We start from the raw sequence: 23,503 nt of genomic DNA, 5'->3' as shown, positions 1-23,503 counted from the left end.
TTTCCAAATTAATTTCTAAAAATGTGGCATAGAACATTGGCTTCGGACTTATGTCCTAGTTAACTGAAAAATTTCCTTATTATAATTAATTCAAATCACTAATTATTCAGGAAATATTATGACCGCACATATTAATGCTAATCCCAACGACTTTGCACAAACCGTTATCATGCCAGGTGATCCTTTACGGGCGAAATTTATTGCAGAAAATTACTTAACCGACGCCAAAGAGGTTTGTAATGTACGTAATATGCTTGGATATACTGGTTTATATCAAGGAAAAGCCGTGTCAGTAATGGGGCACGGAATGGGAATTCCATCAATAACCCTTTATGCACATGAACTAATTAATGACTTTAATGTTAAACGGATTATTCGAGTAGGTTCTTTAGGTGCCACACAGCAAAGCGTTAAAATGCGTGATGTGATTTTAGCTGTAGCAGCAGGAACCGATTCGATGACAAATCAAAAAAGAGCAAATGGTTATAACATTGCTACATCAGCGACATTTTCCTTATTACATCGAGCTTATGAAATGGCTAATAACATGAATTTACCGGTTAAAGTAGGGAATGTATTTAGCGGTGATCTTTATTATGATCCTGACGAAACATTAATAAGTACACTCGAAAAATCAGGGGTGTTAGGTATCGATATGGAAGTGGCTGGTCTATATGGAATTGCTCAACAATTCAATGTCGAATCGTTAGCGATTTTAACCGTTTCAGACCACTGCTTAACTGGTGAAGAAACAACTGCGGAAGAGAGGCAAATGACATTTAATAATATGATCAAACTTGCTTTAAACGTGGCTGTTAACTCTTAATTTATTGCGTTTCTCGGATGGAAATATGAAAAATAAATTATCGCTCACACTTATTAGTTTTTTAGCTAATTTTATTATGGCTGGCTTTGCCAGTCAGTTTGGTATGCTAATAGAACCCATAGCACAGAGTTTTAATGCAGATGTAAACAGTGTCGCATTCATTTTTTCTTTATTAAATGGTGGGGCGTTAATAGGCACTATTTTGGCATTCTTTTTAATCGATATTATTGGGATTAAACGCATCACCTTGCTTAGTTATTCGATTATAATTGCCAGTTCGCTTATTTTATATATCACAAACTCGCTTTTGATACTTCAAGTTTGTATGACTTTAATTGGTTTGTGCGGTGGTATAGGGCTCTGCATTGCGGGGACAATTGTGGTATCAACTTGGCAAGATAAGATCCAAAGTACAATGTTAGTCGTACAAGATGCGACATTTAACATTGCTGGTGTCATCTTCCCACTGATTACTACCTACGCTTTAACTCATGACTTATCTTGGGCAAGTAGCTATTTAATGGTTGGGCTGGTAACAGTCTTAATGTTATTTATCATTATATTGACTAATTTCGATTTAATTAGTCATCCAACAGTCAAACAGTCTCAGCCATCAGAGTGGAATTTTGGGATATTATCTGCTGGTATTGGATTATTTTTGGCAATGTTAGCATTATATACCTTCTTAACGTGGGCCCCGTTATTTGTTAGCCAAAAATTTTCTATATCGTTTGAATTGGCTGGCAATATTATTACCCAATATTGGGCAGCAGCTTTAATTGGGGCATTAGTTTCAACGGTGATCGTGACGCGAGTTAAAATTGAACACTTTTTTATCTCAATTATTTTATTAGCTTTTATTATGACATTGATGATCGTCAACACCGAATACAGTGATAACGATAGCCTTGATCGCATTGGCTACTTAACTTATGGATATGGATTCGTCTGCTCTGCTTTATATAATGCCTTTGTCGCTTATGGTGTAACCTTTGTAAAAAATGCATCAAGCAAAAATGTTTCATTTATTTTAATCAGTGGCAGTGCAGGGGCGATGTTTAGCCCAGCTATTAGCTCAATACTGCATAACTATTTAGACATTCAAGTTATTATGAATACCATACCAATATATTATGCCGTTATTATCGTTATGTTGGCTATATCAATGTTCTTAAAGAAAAGAGCTCTAAAAAAGTAATCAATGAAATTAACTTAGGATATCGCTTTTATTACAATGGTTGACTATAATGATGCCTCTTCAGAATGAGATAACGCGATAGATAATTAACTATCAATATGTTATCGATTCTGATGGGGTATATATTTTGTGGTTAAAAACTTCGGTGATATGCAATTAAAATCTTTAAATAAAGGTCGATTTAGCCGTTATTGGCAGGAAAACAATAAATTACTCGAATCAATTATAGAACAATGCATTGTAGAAAAGAAAATTGTCGATGAAAAAACCACGCTTTTTCATCAAGGATGTAAAGTCGATAATTTAGTTGTTGTTTATAATGGTACGATTTCGATACGCTATCAGGCTAATAATGGTCGTCGATTCCATCTTGGTACAGTAGATTGTGATGAGCATATATTTGGTGAAATGGAGTTTTTTACCGACTATTTATGTCAATTTGATATTATTGCCGAAGAAGCCCTAACTGTCGCTATCGTCAGCATTGATAAATTATATCAATCATTACTCAAATATCCTAAATTAGCACTGTTTTTTGCAAGTGCTATTGCTTTTGATTATCAAGAAACATTAGATATCTTCTTAAAAAGAACTTTATATTCAATTTGTTATAACATTGCTTATGATATATATCAGCATCATCTAAATATTCATCCCGTTAATAATTTTCAAAAAAACTACTTAGAAGCAGAGCGTTTTGGCACTACCGATCGTGTCTATCGTCGGGCAGTTAATGAATTAATTCATTTAGATATTATTCATAAAGTTGCTGGTAAATTGGAAATTAAGGATATAAATAATTTAAAAGATTTTATCGAATTCAAAGGAAAATTCGCTAAATAGAGTAGGAATAGATTAAAAATAAAGTCGCTTTTAAAAACGCTGTTTGTCAATAAAAGAATTATTGGATTAAGGAATTACTATGGATTGGTTTACGCTTGTAAAAATTGGCATTTTAATTTTTGGAATGGTTAGCTTTATTCTTTTTAAAGGCGAGCGCAGTATAAATAAGGATAATTTAGAGGACCACTTAAGCCTACGTGAACCAATAAGAGATCTAACGGATGAAGAGCTAGACCTATTACAACCTTTTTTAACCAGTAAAATGGCGGTTTATCCCTATAAATTTCAATCCTCATTAGTTGATAACAAAGTATCACAACTTCAAGGGATTTGTTGTCGTCATAGTCTTAACAAAAATACTGATGAAATTGACTATTATTATGAAATAGACGATATAGAGCTGTTCTTTCCATATAATATGGATAAGTATATTGATCAATTTAATCTCATAGAAGTTGTATTTACCAAACGGTATGGGATTGTCGTTAACATTAATAATCACGATATCAAAACCGCACAGGAAAACTATGATCCAAACGAGGAATATGAATTCAACGATTTTGGGCATTTAAAAGAGCATGCTGACAAATTTTATGAAAAACGCAACGATAATATAGATGCTTTTGATATTGAGTCACTCACTATTTATGATGGTGAGCGCGATTACACGCAAATTGATCAAAAAAATGATTTGAAAAACCTCGATGAGGTAAATTCAGACGATTTAATTAATAAAAAACTCTACCAACGAGAATAAACACCATTGGAAGCCACAATTCGAAGCAAATTTAGAAATTATTTACCATTTGCTATTAGCAATGTTTTTATTGATATTGTCATGTCATTAACCACGATGATTAACGGTGTTAAAAGAGTTAATAAAAAAAGTTAATCAACGTCGAATTAAAGAAATTAAAAAATATTATGAAAATAGATTAGGTACTATCATTAATCTTGAATAAACCGTTTTAATATAAAGTTTAAATAAAAAGATCTTAAAATTATGTTAACTATTTTAGCCACTTTAGCCACTATTTTTTTCGTATTCGTGATGGTTTGTTCAATCATCTTGATACGACAAGTAAAGAAAGATTTAAATAAAAAAAGGCCCACTAAAAAAGAAACCTTTATCCGTGAAAATGCAACTCGACAACTGACTGAAGAAGAAGCTACTTTTCTTCAGCCTTATCTTGATGATAAAGAAAAAATTACGCCGCCTTATCAATGGGAAAGCTCACTAATTAATTCTGATGTTACGACAATAAAAGGGTATATTGAAAAAGAATTTACTGATGCAATCAGTTATGAATATTATTACAAGATAGGTAATATTCAGTTATTTTTTCCTTATAATATGGATATCGGTATTATGGGCTTTGAAGCTCGATATCAAGGGGAATTTATCACCAAGACTAAAATTCTCAATACGGTTGAAATTGTCTTTACTAATAGTTATGCAATCGTTGTTAAAATAAACAGTTATGATTTATTGCAAGCTAGTTTAAAACTACCATCTCGTAAACAGGAACAACTCAATGATTTTTGGCAGACGGGAAAAATTAAACCTATTCGTATGAATAATATAGAAAGATCTAATGAGACCTTAACACAACTAGTAACAGAGACATCTGAAAAAAAACCGCCTTTTGAAATTCTTAGCAAACGAGAAAAAAATCAATTTGAAACCGCGCTTCAAGACCGAAGCAATTCTGGCAAATTAATGACAGTTTTTTTTGTTTTAGGCGTAATATTTTTATTAGCTTTAGAACATTTTCAGTCGATTGCCTTGGTTATTTTTTCAATCATCTGTTTTATTTTTTCCCTAATAGCATCGCGTATAAAACGAGAATTGCCGACCGAATATGTTAATCATATCAAAGCTGAAATAAGGCTTAACAAGCCTAGCTATTGCCGATTGTTTATCGATTCGAACATTGATATTTACTATCCTGCATACTGGAAAATGTTTCTCCCAAATAACACCGATATACCGATTGATATGCAGGTCGAACTTAAAACTAAACAATTGCTTAGTTGCGGTGAATATTTATCGATTAGCGAAGAAGTAAAAAATTATGGCGCACCTAAACTTGTTCATCATAATATTATATTAGCCATTACGGGATTAATATTGGCTATCTTAATTTTCTTTTTTACTCATGCGGGTGAAAAATTTGATTTTACGTATCAGCAATTAACCGCACCAGACACTACGTGGAATATTGATGATAAAGTAAGTTTGAAGCAATCCGCCATCCACTCTTTGGATCGAGTTAATTTGGATCTATCTCGTATTTTATGTGATATTCAAAATACGCAAGATATCAAATCTCAACACCTTCAATGTGATAAAATAAAGGGTATTTCATCAGGTAATAGTAGCAAAATTACGGATCAAGTTAGCAAAGAAAACTATCATAATGGAGAAATTTCGAAACTAACACTTTCAACTGATTATGGAAATGATATCGATAAAAATCAGTTATTTTCATCGCCAATTTTGATCAACAATTTTGTCTTTCTGTTTGTTATCTTCATCGCCTTAATTAATACTATTATTTATATATGGAAAAAAGCCACCAACCAATTTAGGCTCGAAAAAATTATTAGTCATTATCAAGATAAAATTCTTGAATATAACGATTAACTGTTCGGGGTTAATAGCAGCAATTAAATAATAGACACCAAGTTAGTAAACAAACTAAGTAATTAAACTCAATTATTCAATTGTGAGAGAAACCATATTCTGTTATACTAATTTCCCGTCTGATTCATCATATATTGCATGGGTTTTATCATTTAAACTAATGTGATATTGTTCAATTAAATTAATAATGGTCTGGTATTAATGGTCACGAATTATATTTTTGTTACAGGCGGTGTCGTTTCTTCTTTAGGTAAAGGCATTGCCGCAGCCTCATTAGCTGCAATTTTAGAAGCCCGCAATTTAAAAGTCACCATGCTAAAACTCGATCCCTACATCAACGTCGATCCGGGAACAATGAGCCCAATTCAACATGGTGAAGTTTTTGTGACTGAAGACGGTGCCGAAACCGATCTCGATTTGGGTCATTATGAGCGTTTTATTCGCACCAAAATGAGCCGAAAAAACAATTTTACAACTGGACGTATTTATTCTGACGTTTTACGAAAAGAGCGTCGTGGAGACTATTTAGGCGCGACAGTCCAAGTTATCCCTCATATTACCAATGCGATTAAAGATCGTGTTATTGATGGTGCCAAAGGTTACGATGTCGCTATCGTTGAAGTGGGTGGCACAGTGGGGGATATCGAATCACTACCATTCTTAGAAGCAATTCGCCAATTAGCGGTTGATGTTGGTCGTGAACATACCTTATTTATGCACTTAACATTAGTGCCTTATCTTGCATCATCAGGTGAAGTTAAAACCAAACCGACCCAACACTCAGTTAAAGAGTTATTATCAATTGGTATTCAACCTGACATACTAATTTGCCGTTCAGATCGCGCAATTCCGGCTAACGAAAGAGCTAAAATTGCACTATTTTGTAATGTGCCTGAACGAGCGGTGATTTCACTTAAAGATGTTGATTCGATTTATAAAATTCCAGCATTATTGAAATCACAAAATTTAGATACCTACGTGTGCAATCGTTTCCATCTTGAATGTAAGGAAGCCGATCTTTCTGAATGGGAACAAGTCATCTATGAAGAAGCGAATCCAGTAGGTGAAGTCACAATTGGCATGGTAGGTAAATACATCGAATTACCTGATGCATATAAATCAGTAAATGAAGCGTTAAAACACGGTGGATTAAAAAACCGTTTAACTGTTCATATTCGTTATATTGATTCAGAAGACCTCGAATCACGCGGTACCGATTTACTTGCAGGCTTAGATGCGATTTTAATACCGGGTGGATTTGGTTATCGTGGCGTTGAAGGTAAAATTATTGCTGCGCGCTATGCACGTGAAAACAAAATACCTTATTTAGGAATTTGCCTCGGAATGCAAGTTGCTATGATAGAGTATGCACGTAATGTAGCGGGTATTAAAGATGCCAACTCTACAGAGTTTGTAAAAGATTGTGCAAGCCCTGTTATTGGATTAATCACTGAATGGAGTGATGAGTCTGGTAATGTGGTTCAACGTAATGAAAATAGCGACTTAGGTGGCACCATGCGTTTAGGTTCGCAAATCTGTCATTTAGAGCCAAATTCATTAGTCGCTCAAATGTATAAAAAAGAGTCGATAACCGAACGTCACCGTCACCGTTACGAAGTCAATAACAACTTATTACCAGAAGTTGTCAAGGCTGGCTTAAAAGTGACAGGGTTATCAACTGATAAAAAATTAGTGGAAATTATTGAAATTCCAGACCATCCTTGGTTTGTTGCATGTCAGTTCCATCCAGAATTTACATCAACTCCACGTGATGGACATCCATTATTTAGTAGTTTTGTTAAAGCTGCCAAAGATTATCAAGATCAGCAGCAAAAATAATTTATGTTTACATTAGGTATATATCTGTCATATAGAGGAAAATAACATGGCAAAAATCGTTAAAGTACATGGTCGTGAAGTCATCGACTCTCGTGGTAACCCAACTGTTGAAGCTGAAGTTCATTTAGAAGGTGGTTTCGTTGGTCTTGCAATCGTTCCATCTGGTGCATCAACAGGTTCACGTGAAGCGTTAGAACTTCGCGATGGTGACAAATCTCGCTTTTTAGGTAAAGGCGTACTTAAAGCTGTTGAAAACGTAAATGGACCAATCGCTAAAGCAGTTATTGGTAAAGATGCGTTAGATCAAGCTGCAATCGACCAAATCATGCTTGATTTAGACGGTACTGATTTCAAATCTAACTTAGGTGCTAACTCAATCCTAGCAGTATCTTTAGCAACAGCTAAAGCAGCAGCTGCAGCGAAAGGTGTACCACTTTATCAACACATCGCTGACCTAAATGGTACTCCAGGTCAATACTCTATGCCATTACCAATGATGAACATCATCAACGGTGGTGAACACGCTGATAACAACATCGACCTTCAAGAATTCATGATTCAACCAGTTGGTGCTAAAACAGTTCGTGAAGCAATCCGTATGGGTTCTGAAGTATTCCACAACTTAGCAAAAGTACTTCACGCTAAAGGCATGAATACTGCTGTTGGTGACGAAGGTGGTTTTGCACCTAACTTAGGTTCAAACGCTGAAGCATTAGCATGTATCAAAGAAGCTGTAGAAAAAGCAGGTTATGTACTAGGTAAAGACATTACTTTAGCGATGGACTGTGCTGCATCTGAATTCTACAACAAAGAAACTGGTAAATACGTATTAAAAGGTGAAGGAAACAAAGAATTCACTGCTGAAGAATTTACTCACTATTTAGAAGGTTTAACTAATGAGTATCCAATCGTATCAATCGAAGATGGTTTAGATGAAAGCGATTGGGAAGGTTGGGCATACCAAACTAAAGCATTAGGTCACAAAATCCAATTAGTTGGTGACGATCTATTTGTAACTAACACCAAAATCTTCAAACAAGGTATTGAAAAAGGTATCGCTAACTCAATCCTAGTTAAAGTTAACCAAATCGGTACATTAACTGAATCTATCGCAGCAGTTAAAATGGCGAAAGATGCTGGTTATACAGCAGTAATTTCACACCGTAGTGGTGAAACTGAAGATTCAACAATTGCTGATTTAGCTGTTGGTTTAGCTGCTGGTCAAATCAAAACTGGTTCTATGAGCCGTTCTGACCGTGTTGCTAAATACAACCAATTAATCCGTATTGAAGAAGCGCTTGGTTCAAAAGCACCATTCAACGGTTTAAAAGAAGTTAAAGGTCAATAATTCGTTTTTTTAAACGATCATAAAAACGGTGACACAGTTCACCGTTTTTTTATTCATCACACCGCTAGGGTTGCGTTGACTAAGGTTGTGTTGTACTCTTATCAGCTTACTTAAAACATTTAAATTTACGTTAATATTAAATTGATATTTAATAATTTAGCCACATATAATTTTCTTACAAACTTACGAACACATTTTTCTGCTTATGAACAATATTACGAATATGTCCCAGCCTAAAAGTAAATGGCAACTTTTTAACTGGCTTTGTACAGGTAAACTACCGCTTAATGAACTATGGCTTAAACCGACTTATCGTTATAAATTTTTTTTCAGGACCCTATTTTTAAGCCCAATAACGCTTAAATTACTAGATAAATTAAGACAATACCCATTACTTGGATACTATCTATCATGCCAAACCAATTTACCCTGTAAATTACAACGACCTTATTTAGCATCTTGTTTAAGTCAACAAGAGCGCTATGAAGCCTTAGCTTATCATTATGACTTTTTAGCAAATCATCCTGATAGCATGACTAAAGCTTTTTACAATCCAGATTCATCATTTGAACTAGCAAGTGTTGTGGCTAAGAACGAAGCTAACATAAAAATCGCCATCCAAGCACGTAACAAGTTTGCTCGTGAAGGTGAGCTAAGCTTATATTTTTATGACAATGATGGCATTGATTTAGCCACGTTAACCTTCACCATTAACCAATACCAACAAAAACCAACACTGTTTATAGCAGGATTACAAGGAACGGGGCATCAAGACGCTCGCACCAGAGTTCAGCAAGCAACAAAACAGTGTTATGGACTATTTCCTAAACGTGTTGTGGTGGAAGCCGCATTAATTATTGCTCGTTATTTCCAGCTTGAACAAATTATTGCTGTGGGCAATAAAACCCATGTTTACAACAACTGGCGCTACAACAGCCGACAAGAAAGAATCTTATCTGATTATGATGATTTTTGGTTAACTATTGACGGTAAACAAGACGAAAGATCGTTATTTATTTTACCCACCCAAATCAACCGAAAAGCCATTGAAGATATTGCCAGTAAAAAACGTTCTGAGTATCGCAATCGTTATGCATTATTAGATGAACTGCAAAATAAAATTGAAACTCAATTAGCAGCATTAACATAATAGTATGGATTAACGACAAAAAAAATCGCTTGTTTAAATTAGCAAGCGATATAAAAAATTCGACTTTTAAAAATGAAAATAAAGGAATAAAACATGTATTTTGGTATTCTTATTGCTTTAGTGCCGTTATGTCTAGGTTATTTGATTAAATTCAAAGAGCAAAAATGGATCACCAAAATAAACCTAATCTTAAGTTGGATGGTCTATTTTATTTTATTTATCATGGGAACCGAGTTGGCTCACTTAGATAATCTAGCTTCTAACATAAAAGTTATCCTATTTTACACCGCGATCATTTTTGTTTGCACCTTTGGTGGCAATTTCATCTTTTTAGCGCTAATTGACCTATTTTTACCGTGGCGCACCACCCATAGTAAACAAAATTATGAATCACGATTCAAAATGATCTTAGAATCACTGCGAGTGTGCATAGCGCTAATCGCCGGCTTTATTGCCGGACTCTTTCCACTCTTTATTTGGCAATATAGTGAAGACATCACCAAAGTGGTACTCGTCTTTTTATTGCTACTTATTGGTATACAATTACGAAGTAACAACATCTCACTAAAACAGATCCTACTCAACAAAGTCGGCATAGTTACCACTATTATTGTGGTACTAAGTACCTTCTTAGGCGGGATTATTGCAGCACTCATATTGTCACAACCCGTACGAGTAGGGCTGGCAATGTCATCAGGCTTTGGCTGGTATTCACTATCAGGAATACTCATGACCGAAGCTCATGGCCCAATTATAGGCAGTGCCACTTTCCTAAATGACATCCTACGCGAATTATGCGCCATTATCCTAATCCCAACCCTAATCAAACGATACAAATTCACAGCGTTAGGTTTATGTGGGGCTACATCGATGGACTTTACGCTACCTATGCTACAAAAAGGCGCCGGAATCAGCATCGTACCACCCGCCATCGTCCAAGGCTTTCTATTAACCTTAATCATGCCGATTTTTATGACCTTGTTTAATTATGGTTAAGAATTGATATTAGAGTAAAAAAGTTGAGGAGCGGGGTTTTTGGGATTTAAAATCCTCCTTAAATAAATAAAACTTTTATAGTCAAAAATGATGTTTTTTAGAAAGTTGTAAACTTGATATTTATCAAATAATAAATACTTTATTTAATGATTATCTTTAGATATTTTCTGATATTCTTTACAAAGATTAACTATCCTAAACGCAAAAAATATTGCGTCATATTTTTCGGGTCACTATACTTTGAAATTGGGTTAGCTGAGTAGCTAAAACATTAGCAGCAAACATGAAAAAAATAAATAAATCAAGAACTTAATTGACAAGGCAGTCTAAAATGCATTATAATTTTCAATTGGCAACTTGGCCAACCTATAATTTAAATACGCTTAATTTAAACTCTCAAACTCCTTTTTTTCACTTCAGTTTATTAATCGACGAAAATTTAAGATCGCGTAGTCGATCGTTGAGTCTACCGTTACTTCGATCGTCATTTGAATCATCATTCCGATCATCTCTAGGATCTAAATTATTCCGACTGATCGTTTTACCGCTAAGCTTTTTGTTAATACCTTTCTATTCCAGCTATGCATTAACCTCTAAAACCTTAAATCAGATTCACGGTAATGCACCGTATTTAACGTTTGATGGTGGTTATACACGAGTTACAAGCACTGACGGTCTGCTTGGTATTACGTTATCTGACGGTACACAATATACGCCTTCAACCAATCCTTCATCTTCTTCAAGACCTATCGCCTTGCCGGTTGTGGGGCAGAGTTTTGCTGATATAGGTATGTTGGTTCCTACTGATACTAATTCAGTCACTTTAAGTTCTCTTATCGGTCCACCTTATAATTATTGGGGGGATGATGATGGTGATTCTGGCGTTACAGCTACAGGTTCTTTGAGTTTATCTATCGTCGATAAAAACGGGCAATCAGTATCACGTAATGCAGTACCAAAAATTTGTAATGCACCTTATCAAGTAAAATTAACCAATACAGATGGTATATTAAGCACACGTTATGGTCTTCCAAGTCATAGTAACTTTAGTGCAAGTAATGTGACCTATTATATCAATCCTAAACCATCGCCAACGGTTTGTTTTGCAAGGCCTAACCTATTGTATGGTAAGAACAAGGAGAATAATTGGCCGCTAGATTTTAGCGGTCCTGCCTCGATTTGGGACCCTGCAAATGGTTTTCTTCCTCAATCATCTTACGGTTTAAATTTTCCGACTACTGGTGCTCATGGTTTATACTTTGATTTAGTCATTTCGAGTAGTAATCAGGCATTGTCTTGGGCTCCTGTTTCTAAGGGGGGGATAACCGCTACTATGAGCAATTCCACAAGTACAGGTGTTCGAGTCACATTAACAGGTCCTGTCGCCACTGAGTCCCAACACGATTCTGGCTTTCCAGGTCCAATACCTAAGCCACCTTTACCTCTGACCTTTGAATTAGTCGGTCGCGATAGTCAAGGTAATGCAATTGTTAAATATGGTTTTACGCTAAAGCAGTGGTTCGTTAACCGTGGTACTAGCTATGAGGACTTTTATCCTGATCTTGTCTTTTGGTGTAACAATTTAGGTTATCGCGTATCACGTGTAAGTGATTTAACTAATTCAAATCATCGTATGGGCGCAATCCCTTCGTCATCTGGCAATCATTATCAGCGTCGCATTGGTTCAGGTTTTTTCACGGAGTGGGGCAAAATGGACGATTACTCAGGAGCTGACTTCATAAGCGCTTACTATTGGACTAGTGATCAGGATGGTAATCGCAATTTTATTGTGTACGCACTCAACGGTTATGTGAATTCGTACCAAAATGACGCAAATAACGGCGGACTTTGTACTTATCCTTAGTTCTTATTTCTTCGTCCTTATCCTTAGGTCGGGGGGGAAGTGATAAAAAATAGTATTAAGTCATTAAAAGTAAGCTACGAGTCAACGTCGTTTAGCCATAAAAAAGTGATTTTGTGGCTAAGCGATGTTTGAATTACCCGCCTCGGCGGGTTTATTTTTGAGATTTTTTATTACAAAAAAAGTTGAGGAGTGGTGTTTTTGAGGTTTTAAATTTCACTTAAAAACTTTTAAATGATCAAAATTACGATTTTAAATATTAAAATAAAATTTTCGAGGATCAATCGCTCTAATTTTAAAGATTTGTAATTACAATATTTTTAATTAAAACAGTAATTAACCAATTATAAATTAGATCTTTTTATATCTTGCTTACAAAAGTTAACGTAATTGAGCGAAAAAAAGTGTTGCATCGTGTTTTTCCAATCACTATACTTTTTACACGGTTTTAGCTAATAGGCTAAAATTTGATAGAAAAGTATAAAATCGTAAATAAATCAAAAAATTACTTGACAGGACAGTCTAAAATGCATTATAATTTTCAACAGCCAACAGCCAACCTGCCAAACCTACCTTTTAAATTCGTCTAAGTCCAACTTTCATCTTAAATTTTTCGCTAACGCTTATTTTTCCACGCAATCAACTGAAATTCTGCGAATTTTCGCGCGATCGCTTCCGCGATCCTCTTTCAGATCCTATTTTCGATCCTTTTCCCAATTATCCCGGAAGATTGTTTATTTCGTGGTTCTTTTTCTTCCTTTTTCGGGGCACGCATTAACTTCACAGACAACTAGGAATGCAATACAGGGTAGTGCACCGTATTTGACTTTCGATGGTGGTCGTACACGTGTTGTTAATACTGACGGTCTGCTTAGGATTACGTTATCTGACGGAACTAAGTACACGCCTTCAACCAATCCTTCATCTTCTTCAAGACCTATCGTCTTGCCGGTTGCAGGTCAGAGTTTTGCCGATATCCGTATGTTGGTTCCTACTGATACTAATTCAGTCGCTTTGAGTTCTCTTATCGGTTCGCCTTATAATTATTGGGGGGATGATGATGGTGATGCTAACGTTACAGCTACAGGTTCTTTAAGTTTATCTATCGTTGATAAATACAATCAAGCAGTATCACGTAGTACCGTTCCAACAATTTGTAAGGCACCTTATAAGGTTACGTTATCCAGTACTAGCGGTACATTATCTACTCGTTACGGTTTTCCTAATCGTAGTAATTTCAGTGCCAGTAGTGTGACTTATTACGTCAATCCTAAGGCTGCGCCGGTAGTTTGTTTTGCTCGGCCTAATTTAATGTTTGGTAACCAAGGTGATAATCCTTCTCGCCCATCTCATAATTATGCTGGTCCGTCTTGGATGTGGTCCCCTTATCATGGTTTTATCCCTCAGTCAACTGACCCCTCACGTTACGGGCAAAACTTTCCTACTACTGGCGCTAATGGACTGTACTTTGACTTAGAAATTGGTGGTGGAGGTTCGTTGTCTTGGTCTCCGGTATCTCATGGTGGTATCACTGCTACAATGACTAATTCTACTGCTGCAAGCGTACGTGTAACTTTAACGGGTCCTTTCGCTACTCGATCTCAGATTAATTCAGACAATCCTGGTCGTCTTTCCACACTTATTTTGCCTCAGACATTTGAGTTGGTCGGTCGAGATAGTAGTGGTCGTCCTATCGTTAAATATGGTTTTACTTTGAAGCAGTGGTTCGTCAACCGTGGTTCTAAGCGTGACAGTCATTATTATCAGTTATCTTGGTGTAATAGTATTGGTTATCGTCTTCCTAAGGTAAAGGATTTAACCAATTCAGTTCGTACAAATCCTGCTATCTCTGGCGCAACTCCTTCTTCACATGGTAATAATTACATGCGTCATGTAGGTGCTGGATTTTTTGCGGAGTGGGGTCGTATGCAGAATTATTCAGGCGTTGGCTTCACCGACTTTTATTAATGGACTAGTGACCCGAACCCGAATATTGCTCGTAGCCAGATTGTCGTGCGCATACTCGATGGTGATGTGGGTTGGGACTACACCTACAACGACCTTTACGGGCTTTGTGCCTATCCTTAGTATTTATTTCTTCGTCCTTAATCCTTAGGGCAGCGAGGGAGAAGATAATATCAAGTTATTAAAAGTAAGCTACGAGTCAACATTGCTGATCGATAAAAGCAATTTTGTGGCTTAGCGACGTTTGAATTACCCGCCTAGGCGGGTTTATTTTTGAGGTATTTTATCTCAGAAAAAAAGTTGAGGAGCGGGGTTTTTGATTTTTTGGCTAAAAAATATTTATCTTTAAATAGCTGTTCCTTTTTTGGGGACAAAAAAATCTTTTATATCAACTTGTTCATGTTCTAGCAACCACACCTTTTTATCAATTCCACCTGCATAACCTGTTAAGTTGCCATTTGTGCCTACTACGCGGTGGCAAGGGATAATGATGGAAAGGGGGTTGTGGCCGACGGCACCGCCGACTGCTTGGCTGGACATGTTGGCGCTGATTTGTTTAGCAATATCACCATAGGTAATCACCTTACCATAAGGGATTTTTACCAATATATCCCACACTTTATGTCTAAATTCGCTACCTTGTGGTGCTAAAGCCAGTTTTGTGATAGTTGGTTTTTTGCCGGCAAAGTAGTCATCCAACCATTTTTTGGTTTGATTAAATATGGCTAAATTTGGCGCCTCTTCTTTTTGGGCGCTTAGCATTTGGCCAAAATATTTTTGTCCTTCAATCCAAACACCCACTAATTTATTGTGCTGACTTGCTAGGGTGATTTGCCCCAGTGGTGATGAATAATGACTGGTGTGATACATATAAAATCCTTTTTGACCGATTATATTATTATAGCAAGTTCTTATATTGAAAATAGAGATATTACTTTTTTTATTTATGATGGTAAACGGGTTGTTAATAACTATAATATTTGCACTTATTTAAAAATAAAATAATTTTGGAATGAATGATGAATACTAAACCAGCCAATTCAATGTCGAACGTAGCGTTTGCTAGTTTTATCGGCACTGCAATTGAATTTTATGATTTTTATATTTACGCCACCGCTGCTGCGCTAGTGATTGGGCCGGTATTTTTTCCTGATAGTTCGCCATCGGCTCAAGCGTTGCAATCATTTGCAACGTTCGGTATAGCTTTTGTTGCAAGGCCTATTGGGGCGATTTTGTTTGGTCATTTTGGTGATCGCATTGGTCGAAAGTCCACCCTAGTTGTATCGCTTATTTTGATGGGCGTTGCTACGGCGTTAATTGGTTTGTTACCTGGGTATAGTGTGATTGGCTTTTGGGCGCCATTTTTGTTGTGTATTTTACGTTTGGCACAAGGCTTAGGTCTTGGTGGTGAGTGGGGTGGTGCAGCATTATTGGCAACGGAAAACGCGCCAAAAAATAAACGCGCTCTGTTTGGGATGTTTCCTCAGTTAGGCCCTTCGATTGGGTTTTTATTATCTAATGGGGTATTTTTATGTGTTACGCTTTCGCTGAGTAATGAGCAGTTTTTAGATTGGGGTTGGCGTATTCCTTTTGTTCTTAGTGCGGTTCTTGTGGTTATTGGTTTGTATGTCCGATTAAAATTAGTTGAAAGCCCCATTTTCACTCAAGCTTTAGCCAATAAAAAACAAGTTAAAATGCCAGTAATGAATATGTTTGTTCACCATTGGAAAGCGTTGACGTTAGGCTCCTTTTCGATGGTAGGTTGTTATACGCTTTTTTATATAACCACAGCCTTTTTATTGCAATATGGCACTAAATACTTGGGCATTGAAAAAGGTCATTTTTTAGGATTTTTGTGTGTAGCGATTGTATTTATGGCGATCGCTACCCCGATTTCTGCCCGACTTAGCGATAAATACGGGCGTAAGCCGGTGTTAATTGTTGGCTTAATGCTTGTTGCGCTATCTGGTCTGTTGATGACTCAATTTATGGCTAGTGGTAGTGAATTATTGGTGATGACCTATTTATGCTTATCACTATTTTTGATGGGGATTATTTTTGCGCCTATGGGGGCATTTTTACCCGAGATTTTTCCGACTAATATTCGTTATACCGGGTCGTCAGCAGCGTATAGTATTGGTGGGATTTTAGGGGCATCAATTGCGCCAATTATTGCTAATTATTTAGTAGCACATGGTAGTTTGACGTGGGTAGGCTATTATGTGGCGGTGGCGTCAATCATTAGTATCATCGCAACATGGTTGATTAAAGAGACGTTAAATAGTGATTTTTCTGAGTAAAAAGTTAAAAAGGCTCACTTTGGTGAGCCTTTTTTATAGGTTATTTTACTGCTTTGCCTTTTTCGACATAGCTCATGTCACCTAATGATTCAACAATGAATTTGCCATCATCAGTGTAACGAATTTTAGTGACGCTCGCGTTACCTAGTCCACTTGTGATTGGTTTATCTAACATTTCTTCAACCATAGCCATAATTGCCATGCCGTGAGAAACAACAAGAACATTACCGCCACCTTGTTCTTGGGCTGATTTTGCAATTGCTCTTAATGATGCTTGCATACGTGTTTTAACGGCATTGTAGTCTTCTGCTTCGCCTGATTTTTCAACGGCTTTAATCGCATCCATCATTTTTTTAAGGGTGACTTTACCTTTAGCTAAATCAGCCATTAATGCTTTGTCAGACTCATAACCTAGGTGCTGTGCTGCGGGATTCCACATGTTGGGATCAAGATCACCTTCAAAATCACCAAAACACGTTTCTCGTAATCCTTCCATTTCGTTAATGCTTAATTTTGTATCACCTTTAGATTCAAGAACAATGCGCGCAGTTTGTCTTGCTCGGCCTGAATCGCTTGAATAGACCGAAATAAAGTCGATACCTTTTAAGCCACGACCAAGTTGCTGTGCCACTTCAATTCCCGGTTTTGTTAGTGGCGTGTCTGACCATCCTTGAGCACGATGGACGTTGTTGAACATGGTTTTACCATGACGGGTAAAATAGATATTCACTTCGGCAGCAAATGATTGTGCAATTGATGCGGTAAGGATAGCGGTTAATCCAATAAGTTTAATGAGTTTTTTCATAGTTTCGTCCTTTTCTATAATAAGTTGAATCGATAATCAATAACGGTTTCGGCTGACAGTGTTGGTGAACGTTGAGCTTTGCCGTCTCTTAATTTTGGCGTAATGTCTTTACTGCTTAAGGTTTTATAAGACCAACCATAACCAAATTTTGACAAAATAGATAGATTTTTAAATGTGCCACTTGTTGGTTTAAAGATGTTAAACACGTTGATTTCGCCATTTTTTAAGGTTTCATGTTTGTAATTAAATTCACCGTAGTTGAGATATAAACCTGTGGTATTGTCTTTAAAGAAGTCGTAAGTCAATATGCTTGAAAATACCAGTTCACCATCACGCATATAGTCGGCTGCAGCTGCTGCCATACCGTTAAAACGTCCACGATTGTTTTTACCAATATGACGGCCATAGTAACCGATAGCACCTTTGCGGTTAGCGTCAGTATGGGCGATACCGAATTTAGCACTCCAGTCGGATTCTTTCCATTCAATGTCAGTGGCGTAATGCCATGCTGAATCATCAAAATCACGGACATTAGCTTTCATTTTGTCATGGTTTTTAAGTGCGGTACTACCGTAAATTTGTGAACCAAGAATAAGTTTATCCATCGGTTTATAAGAGAACTCGATAGCATGACGTTTGATATAGTCTTTAGCAACGCCATAGGAGTAATCAAGTTTTACTATTTTGTCATTATACGCAATACCGGCCGTTTTGATATTATCAATGACGTGTTTTCTATCTAAGCTATAAAAATGCACTTTTTTCGATGATTCACGCGGGAAGGCGCTGTCGATGTAAGCAAGTTGTAGCGCTAAGTTTGAGTATTTTAATACGCCACTGTATCCCAAATAACTATAACGAGTTAAATGTTGTGATGAACTCATTACCCCCGTATCTTTTAAGCTATGCCATCCGACTTTACCATTAAAGTTGATATTTTTATCACCGAGTTTGACTTTGGCATAACGTTGAGTAAATTTGTTAAAACCATGCGCATTGTGTTTGTTTGGTTTTTTGCCTGAGTTATAGAGTAGGTTACGAGTTGCAAAGTAGTCACTAGCACCAAGTTTTATAACGTTATCATAGGTGAAATCAAAACCTAGGGTATCGAATAAATAACCCGATTTATAATTGAGCGTAAATGCTTGACCCCATGCACTATGGACTTCTTTAGGTTGGGATGCGTTTTCTTTTAAATACTTCCAATGGTTACGTGTTGAAAATTCAAATTTAGTATCTTTGAAAAAGGCATTATTCAAAAAGCCATTTTCACTATTGATTGAATTTGAATCAGCGGCAATAGCTGAAAAACACATGATGTTAAGTAATGCTAAGGAGACGTACTTTATTTTCATTATTATTTCCTATTTTTATAAATTTTTTTTCCAAAAAAAAACCTAAACACAACCCAAGCTATCAAGCTTGAGTCATATTTAGGTTTTGCCTGCAAAAGCAGTAACAATCCTATTCGACTAAATTTTACTAATTGTTTCTAATTTTGACGATTTTCACCGATATTTAATGATGATTTACCCTCATTAACATAGTCCATACTGCCAATTTCAACTACCTTATATTTACCATTTTGGTAAACAATTTTGACGACAGTTGCATTCGCTAATGGTCTGTTTTTAATAGGATTATCAGTTAAGTCATAAATCATTGCTTGAATCGACATGCCTGATGAGATCACCAATATATTTTTTTGATGCTTAGCCAGTGCGTTCTCTACAATAGTGTGGAGTGCGTTTTGAGTGCGCTCTTTAACTTGGGTAAAGTTTTCCGCTTCATGCTTAGGATCACTTTTGGCAATCGCTTCGGTTAACGTTGTTACTGGGATCTGCCCTTGTACATAACTTTTATAAAAGGCATCAACCGACTTGTAACCCAGTGATTTCATAGCTGCGGATACCATTTTCGCATTAGTACCGCCTTCAAATCCGCCGTAAAAAACTTCGCGTAGGCCTTTTAACTCTTGTATTTTGTAATGTTTTACCCCTTTTTGAGCTAACAACACTTGCATGGTTTCGCGTTGACGACCTGAATCGCTGGTGTAATAAGCATCAAATCTGATGTATTTCTTTTTAAAGCCTTCACCTAAATAACGCGCCGTTTCTATTCCTTTGTCGGTTAAGGGTGAATCGGCCCAGCCTTGTACTAGATCATAGGTATTGAATAACGTTTTACCATGCCTTGCAAAATAGATGGTAACCACATCATCACGATTAGCATTAAACCTACTGCTTGGTTGATTACTACATCCAGTCGAGAGTGCGGTCAACAACAGTAAACTGGTGGTGATTTTAATTATTTTATTTATCATCTTTATCCTCGTAATCTGCTCAGTACATTTGCAGGTAATGCCGAGCAGACATTACCAGCATGATCATTATTTTAAAGTTGCACCTTTGGATAAAATCACAGACTGATACCAATAAAAGCTTTTCTTTTTATAGCGTTTTAATGAGCCTGAGCAATCTTGGTTTAGATCAACATAGATAAAACCATAACGTTTGGTGACTTCTGCTTTTGATGCACTAATGAGGTCAATTGGTCCCCAACTGGTGTATCCCATTACTTCAACGCCGTCGTTAATAGCTTCGCGAATTTGCACTAAGTGATCATTCATATAGTTTATACGATAATCATCATTAACCGTGCCATCTGCTTCAAGTTTGTCTTTGGCGCCTAAACCATTTTCAACAATAAACAGTGGTTTTTGAAAACGCTCATAAAGTAGGTTTAATAAGTAACGAATACCAACCGGATCAATCTGCCAGCCCCATTCAGATGCTTTAAGGTGAGGATTTGGGACCATATCAAGAATATTACCTTTTTGACGGAGTGAATCGTCCGCTGTGCCACAACAACTCATATAGTAACTAAATGAGATAAAGTCGATGGTTTCTTTTAAATCTTCACGATCTCGATCGGTAATGGTTAGCTCAATATTGTTCTCTTTAAAGTAACGATTCATATACGTTGGGTAGTAACCACGAGCCTGAACATCCCCAAAGAATAACCAACCATGATTTTCTACATGTGTCGCCCATACATCTTCTGGTTTTGGCGTAAGCGGGTAGGCGATAGCGCCAAGTAACATATTACCGATTTTGGCATCAGGAATGATTTGATGACACAATTTTACCACACGGCCACTGGCAACTAATTGATGATGAATCGCTTGATAGATTTCGGCTTTAGTACTGTTACGATCTAAACCAACGCCAGTAAAAGGTTCGTGGAGTGACATATTGATTTCATTGAAAGTTAACCAATATTTCACTTTATTTTTATAGCGTTCAAATACTGTTTTGGCATAACGAGTAAAAAATTCGATGACTTTACGATTTCCCCATCCACCATATTGTGTGACAAGGTAGTAGGGCATTTCATAATGCGATAAGGTGACAAGTGGCGTAATGTTGTGTTTTAACATTTCGTCAAATAGTTTGTCATAAAACGCCAGGCCTTTTTCATTTGGTTGCTCTTCATCACCATTTGGAAAGATTCGGGTCCAAGCGATAGATGTTCTTAAACAGGTGAATCCCATCTCAGCAAACAGGGCAACATCTTCTGGATAGCGATGATAAAAGTCGATTGCCCGATCTTTAATACTGGTAATATCGACTTTATTGCGATCGACAATATCACCAAATAGACCATTAGGCGTGCAGTCAGATGTTGATAGCCCTTTGCCATCTTCACGATATGCACCTTCAACTTGATTGGCAGCAATAGCGCCACCCCATAAAAAATCACTAGGAAATGTATTTGCCATGTTTTACTCCTTTTTTGCACTTAACGCTAATAGCGCGTCACCTTGTTGAACGTCATCTTGTTTGAATATGCACTGCACATCGATATAGTCATCACTATTGGTAATAATAATTGGTGTGGTGACTTCAAAGCCGGCTTGTTTAATCGCTTCGATATCAAAGCTAACAAGTCTATCACCTTTTTTCACCTTTTGGCCGGCTTCAACATGCGCTTCAAAATGTTCCCCATCTAATTTAACCGTATCGATACCGATGTGAATAAGGATTTCTGCCCCTGATTGAGTTTGAAATCCGATAGCGTGTTTAGTTCTAAATAGCGAAACAACTTCACCATCTTCAGGCGCGACAGTTTCGCCAATGGTTGGAATAATTGCGGCACCTTTACCCATCAATCCGCTGGCAAAAGTTGGATCATTGACTTGATTTAAATCAATAAGTTTGCCGGTCATCGGACTTGAGATAGTATCGATCTGCGTTTGACTGTTTATTGGCGATTGTTCTGCATTATCCGCTTTTTTATCTTTAGGAATACCAAATAGATAAGTTACCACCAATGCAATCATAAATGAGACTATCGAACCGATTATGGCAGCAAAGAATTTATCATCCAAACCATCACTTGGAATCATTTGTAAAAATGCAAAGATACTGGTGAAGCTAAATGAGAAGATAACCGATTTGAAATAACCAATAATCGCACCGCCAGCCATGGCTGAGAGACAACCGATCACAAATGGGCGTTTTAATGGTAAGTTAACGCCATAAATTGCTGGTTCTGTTACCCCAAATACACCGGATAATGCGGACGAACTTGCCAACGCTTTAACTTGCGGATCTTTACTGCGCATCATCACCGCCAATACCGCACCGACTTGGGCAAATACCGCTGGGAATAAGATTGGCAACATAAAGTCTTGTTGATATACGTTAATATTATTTATCGCAAAAGGTACCAAGCCCCAATGGATACCAAACACAACCATTATTTGCCAAAGTCCTGCTAAAAGCATACTGGCAATAACAGAATTAAGTTCATAAACATAAATAATGCCACTAGCAACAATGTTACATAAAAATGCAACGACTGGACCAATAAGCGCAAACGTTAATGGCACAGTAATGATAATACCGAGTAGGGGCGAAATGAATTTTTTAAATGAGTCATGCATGATTTTGTTGAAGTTACGTTCAAGCAATGAATAAAACCATGCCGCTAAAATTACCGGGAAGACTGAAGATTTATAAGGAATTAATTTAATAGGGATATTGAAAAATTCGGTTTGTAATTCAATTGCTTTTCCTAGCATCTCGGTAATATCCGGATAGACTAACGCGCCACCGATCGCCATTCCAACATAAGGATTACCACCAAATTTTTTAACCGCTGAAAAACCTAAAATGATCGGTAAATAATAAAATGGCGCATCAGCAATAGCGTTTAAAAAAGTAAATGTTGGCGTTTTTTCCTGAACAATGTCACATACTTGTAATAGAGACACAATCCCTTTTAAAATACCGCCAGCAACCAGTACCACTAAAACTGGAATAAAAATACTTGATACTAAATCAATCAGTCGTGACACAATCCCTTTTTTAGGTCCCGCTTCTTGAGGAGCAGGGGTATTATTAAGGCTAGTGATATCCATAATTGCATTAAATACGTCAGCAACATTATTGCCGATAACGACTTGGAATTGTCCACCACTTTGAACGACAGTAATGACGCCAGTTTGTTTTTTAATTATTTCGGCATCTGCTTTTGATTCATCTTTCAATACAAAGCGAAGTCTCGTAGCACAGTGTACTAGACTGACGATGTTTTCCTGACCACCTACGTTCTCAATAATTGATTCAGCAAGTTGTTTATTTTTCATAGCTTATCCTTATTTAAGCGCAAAAAAAAACCTAAACCCCAATAAACACGGGATTTAGGTTTTGCTTGCATC

At 36.7% G+C, this 23,503-nt stretch carries 18 protein-coding genes; 12 read left to right on the top strand and 6 right to left on the bottom strand.

Annotated features, from left to right (window positions below; translation table 11 throughout):
• Positions 1-118 precede the first annotated feature (118 nt).
• From deoD to J3U00_RS03765, 11 genes are all read left to right on the top strand, one after another.
• Positions 119-826: a purine-nucleoside phosphorylase gene (gene deoD / locus J3U00_RS03815; protein WP_065563305.1), complete on the top strand. Its 708-nt coding sequence runs from the start codon at positions 119-121 to the stop codon at positions 824-826.
• A gap of 25 nt (positions 827-851) precedes the next feature.
• Positions 852-2,024, top strand: coding sequence for an MFS transporter TsgA (gene tsgA, locus J3U00_RS03810; protein WP_267331617.1), 1,173 nt, complete (start codon positions 852-854; stop codon positions 2,022-2,024).
• 150 nt (positions 2,025-2,174) lie between these two features.
• A complete protein-coding gene (locus tag J3U00_RS03805) occupies positions 2,175-2,867 on the top strand; it encodes a Crp/Fnr family transcriptional regulator (protein WP_416379881.1) in 693 nt (230 codons plus the stop codon).
• A gap of 79 nt (positions 2,868-2,946) precedes the next feature.
• The gene (locus tag J3U00_RS03800) at positions 2,947-3,624 is read left to right on the top strand and encodes an IgaA/UmoB family intracellular growth attenuator (RefSeq protein ID WP_267331615.1); all 678 of its coding nucleotides are present in this window, start codon (positions 2,947-2,949) and stop codon (positions 3,622-3,624) included.
• A 246-nt stretch (positions 3,625-3,870) separates the two neighbouring features.
• Positions 3,871-5,514 (top strand): IgaA/UmoB family intracellular growth attenuator, encoded by a 1,644-nt coding sequence (locus J3U00_RS03795; protein ID WP_267331614.1) that lies wholly within the window; start codon positions 3,871-3,873, stop codon positions 5,512-5,514.
• A gap of 201 nt (positions 5,515-5,715) precedes the next feature.
• A complete protein-coding gene (gene pyrG, locus J3U00_RS03790) occupies positions 5,716-7,353 on the top strand; it encodes a glutamine hydrolyzing CTP synthase (RefSeq protein ID WP_065563301.1) in 1,638 nt (545 codons plus the stop codon).
• A 46-nt stretch (positions 7,354-7,399) separates the two neighbouring features.
• The gene (gene eno, locus J3U00_RS03785) at positions 7,400-8,701 is read left to right on the top strand and encodes a phosphopyruvate hydratase (protein WP_065563300.1); all 1,302 of its coding nucleotides are present in this window, start codon (positions 7,400-7,402) and stop codon (positions 8,699-8,701) included.
• A gap of 223 nt (positions 8,702-8,924) precedes the next feature.
• A complete protein-coding gene (locus J3U00_RS03780) occupies positions 8,925-9,851 on the top strand; it encodes a VirK/YbjX family protein (protein WP_218058455.1) in 927 nt (308 codons plus the stop codon).
• 93 nt (positions 9,852-9,944) lie between these two features.
• Positions 9,945-10,847 carry a lysine exporter LysO family protein gene (locus J3U00_RS03775; protein ID WP_220225912.1) on the top strand — a complete coding sequence of 301 codons (903 nt, stop codon included), beginning with the start codon at positions 9,945-9,947 and terminating at the stop codon, positions 10,845-10,847.
• A 331-nt stretch (positions 10,848-11,178) separates the two neighbouring features.
• On the top strand, positions 11,179-12,711 hold the full coding sequence (locus J3U00_RS03770) for a hypothetical protein (protein ID WP_267331613.1): 1,533 nt from the start codon (positions 11,179-11,181) through the stop codon (positions 12,709-12,711).
• 738 nt (positions 12,712-13,449) lie between these two features.
• Positions 13,450-14,676 (top strand): hypothetical protein, encoded by a 1,227-nt coding sequence (locus J3U00_RS03765; protein WP_267331612.1) that lies wholly within the window; start codon positions 13,450-13,452, stop codon positions 14,674-14,676.
• 342 nt (positions 14,677-15,018) lie between these two features.
• On the opposite strand, the gene J3U00_RS03760 is transcribed toward J3U00_RS03765, so the two are convergent.
• Positions 15,019-15,543, bottom strand: coding sequence for a methylated-DNA--[protein]-cysteine S-methyltransferase (locus J3U00_RS03760; RefSeq protein ID WP_267331611.1), 525 nt, complete (start codon positions 15,541-15,543; stop codon positions 15,019-15,021).
• A gap of 149 nt (positions 15,544-15,692) precedes the next feature.
• Between J3U00_RS03760 and J3U00_RS03755 the strand changes: the two genes are divergently transcribed.
• Entirely contained in the window at positions 15,693-16,973 is a 1,281-nt protein-coding gene (locus tag J3U00_RS03755) for an MFS transporter (protein WP_267331610.1), read from the top strand.
• A gap of 40 nt (positions 16,974-17,013) precedes the next feature.
• Here the strand turns inward: J3U00_RS03755 and J3U00_RS03750 are convergent, their stop codons facing one another.
• The 5 genes from J3U00_RS03750 to J3U00_RS03730 form a co-directional block, all read right to left on the bottom strand.
• Positions 17,014-17,778, bottom strand: coding sequence for a histidine phosphatase family protein (locus tag J3U00_RS03750; RefSeq protein ID WP_065562679.1), 765 nt, complete (start codon positions 17,776-17,778; stop codon positions 17,014-17,016).
• Positions 17,779-17,792: 14 nt separating this feature from the next.
• On the bottom strand, positions 17,793-19,133 hold the full coding sequence (locus tag J3U00_RS03745; protein WP_267331609.1) for an OprD family outer membrane porin: 1,341 nt from the start codon (positions 19,131-19,133) through the stop codon (positions 17,793-17,795).
• A 137-nt stretch (positions 19,134-19,270) separates the two neighbouring features.
• Positions 19,271-20,101: a histidine phosphatase family protein gene (locus tag J3U00_RS03740; protein WP_267331608.1), complete on the bottom strand. Its 831-nt coding sequence runs from the start codon at positions 20,099-20,101 to the stop codon at positions 19,271-19,273.
• Positions 20,102-20,167: 66 nt separating this feature from the next.
• Positions 20,168-21,559, bottom strand: a complete 1,392-nt coding sequence (locus tag J3U00_RS03735) for a glycoside hydrolase family 1 protein (protein WP_267331607.1) — start codon at positions 21,557-21,559, stop codon at positions 20,168-20,170.
• 3 nt (positions 21,560-21,562) lie between these two features.
• Positions 21,563-23,431: a beta-glucoside-specific PTS transporter subunit IIABC gene (locus J3U00_RS03730; protein ID WP_267331606.1), complete on the bottom strand. Its 1,869-nt coding sequence runs from the start codon at positions 23,429-23,431 to the stop codon at positions 21,563-21,565.
• Positions 23,432-23,503 lie beyond the last annotated feature (72 nt).

Source organism: Gilliamella sp. B3127 (genome assembly GCF_026536935.1).
GTDB classification, from domain to species: domain Bacteria; phylum Pseudomonadota; class Gammaproteobacteria; order Enterobacterales; family Orbaceae; genus Gilliamella; species Gilliamella apicola_E.
Note: the sequence above shows the minus strand (reverse complement) of the source record. Positions and strands in the feature narration are given on the sequence as shown.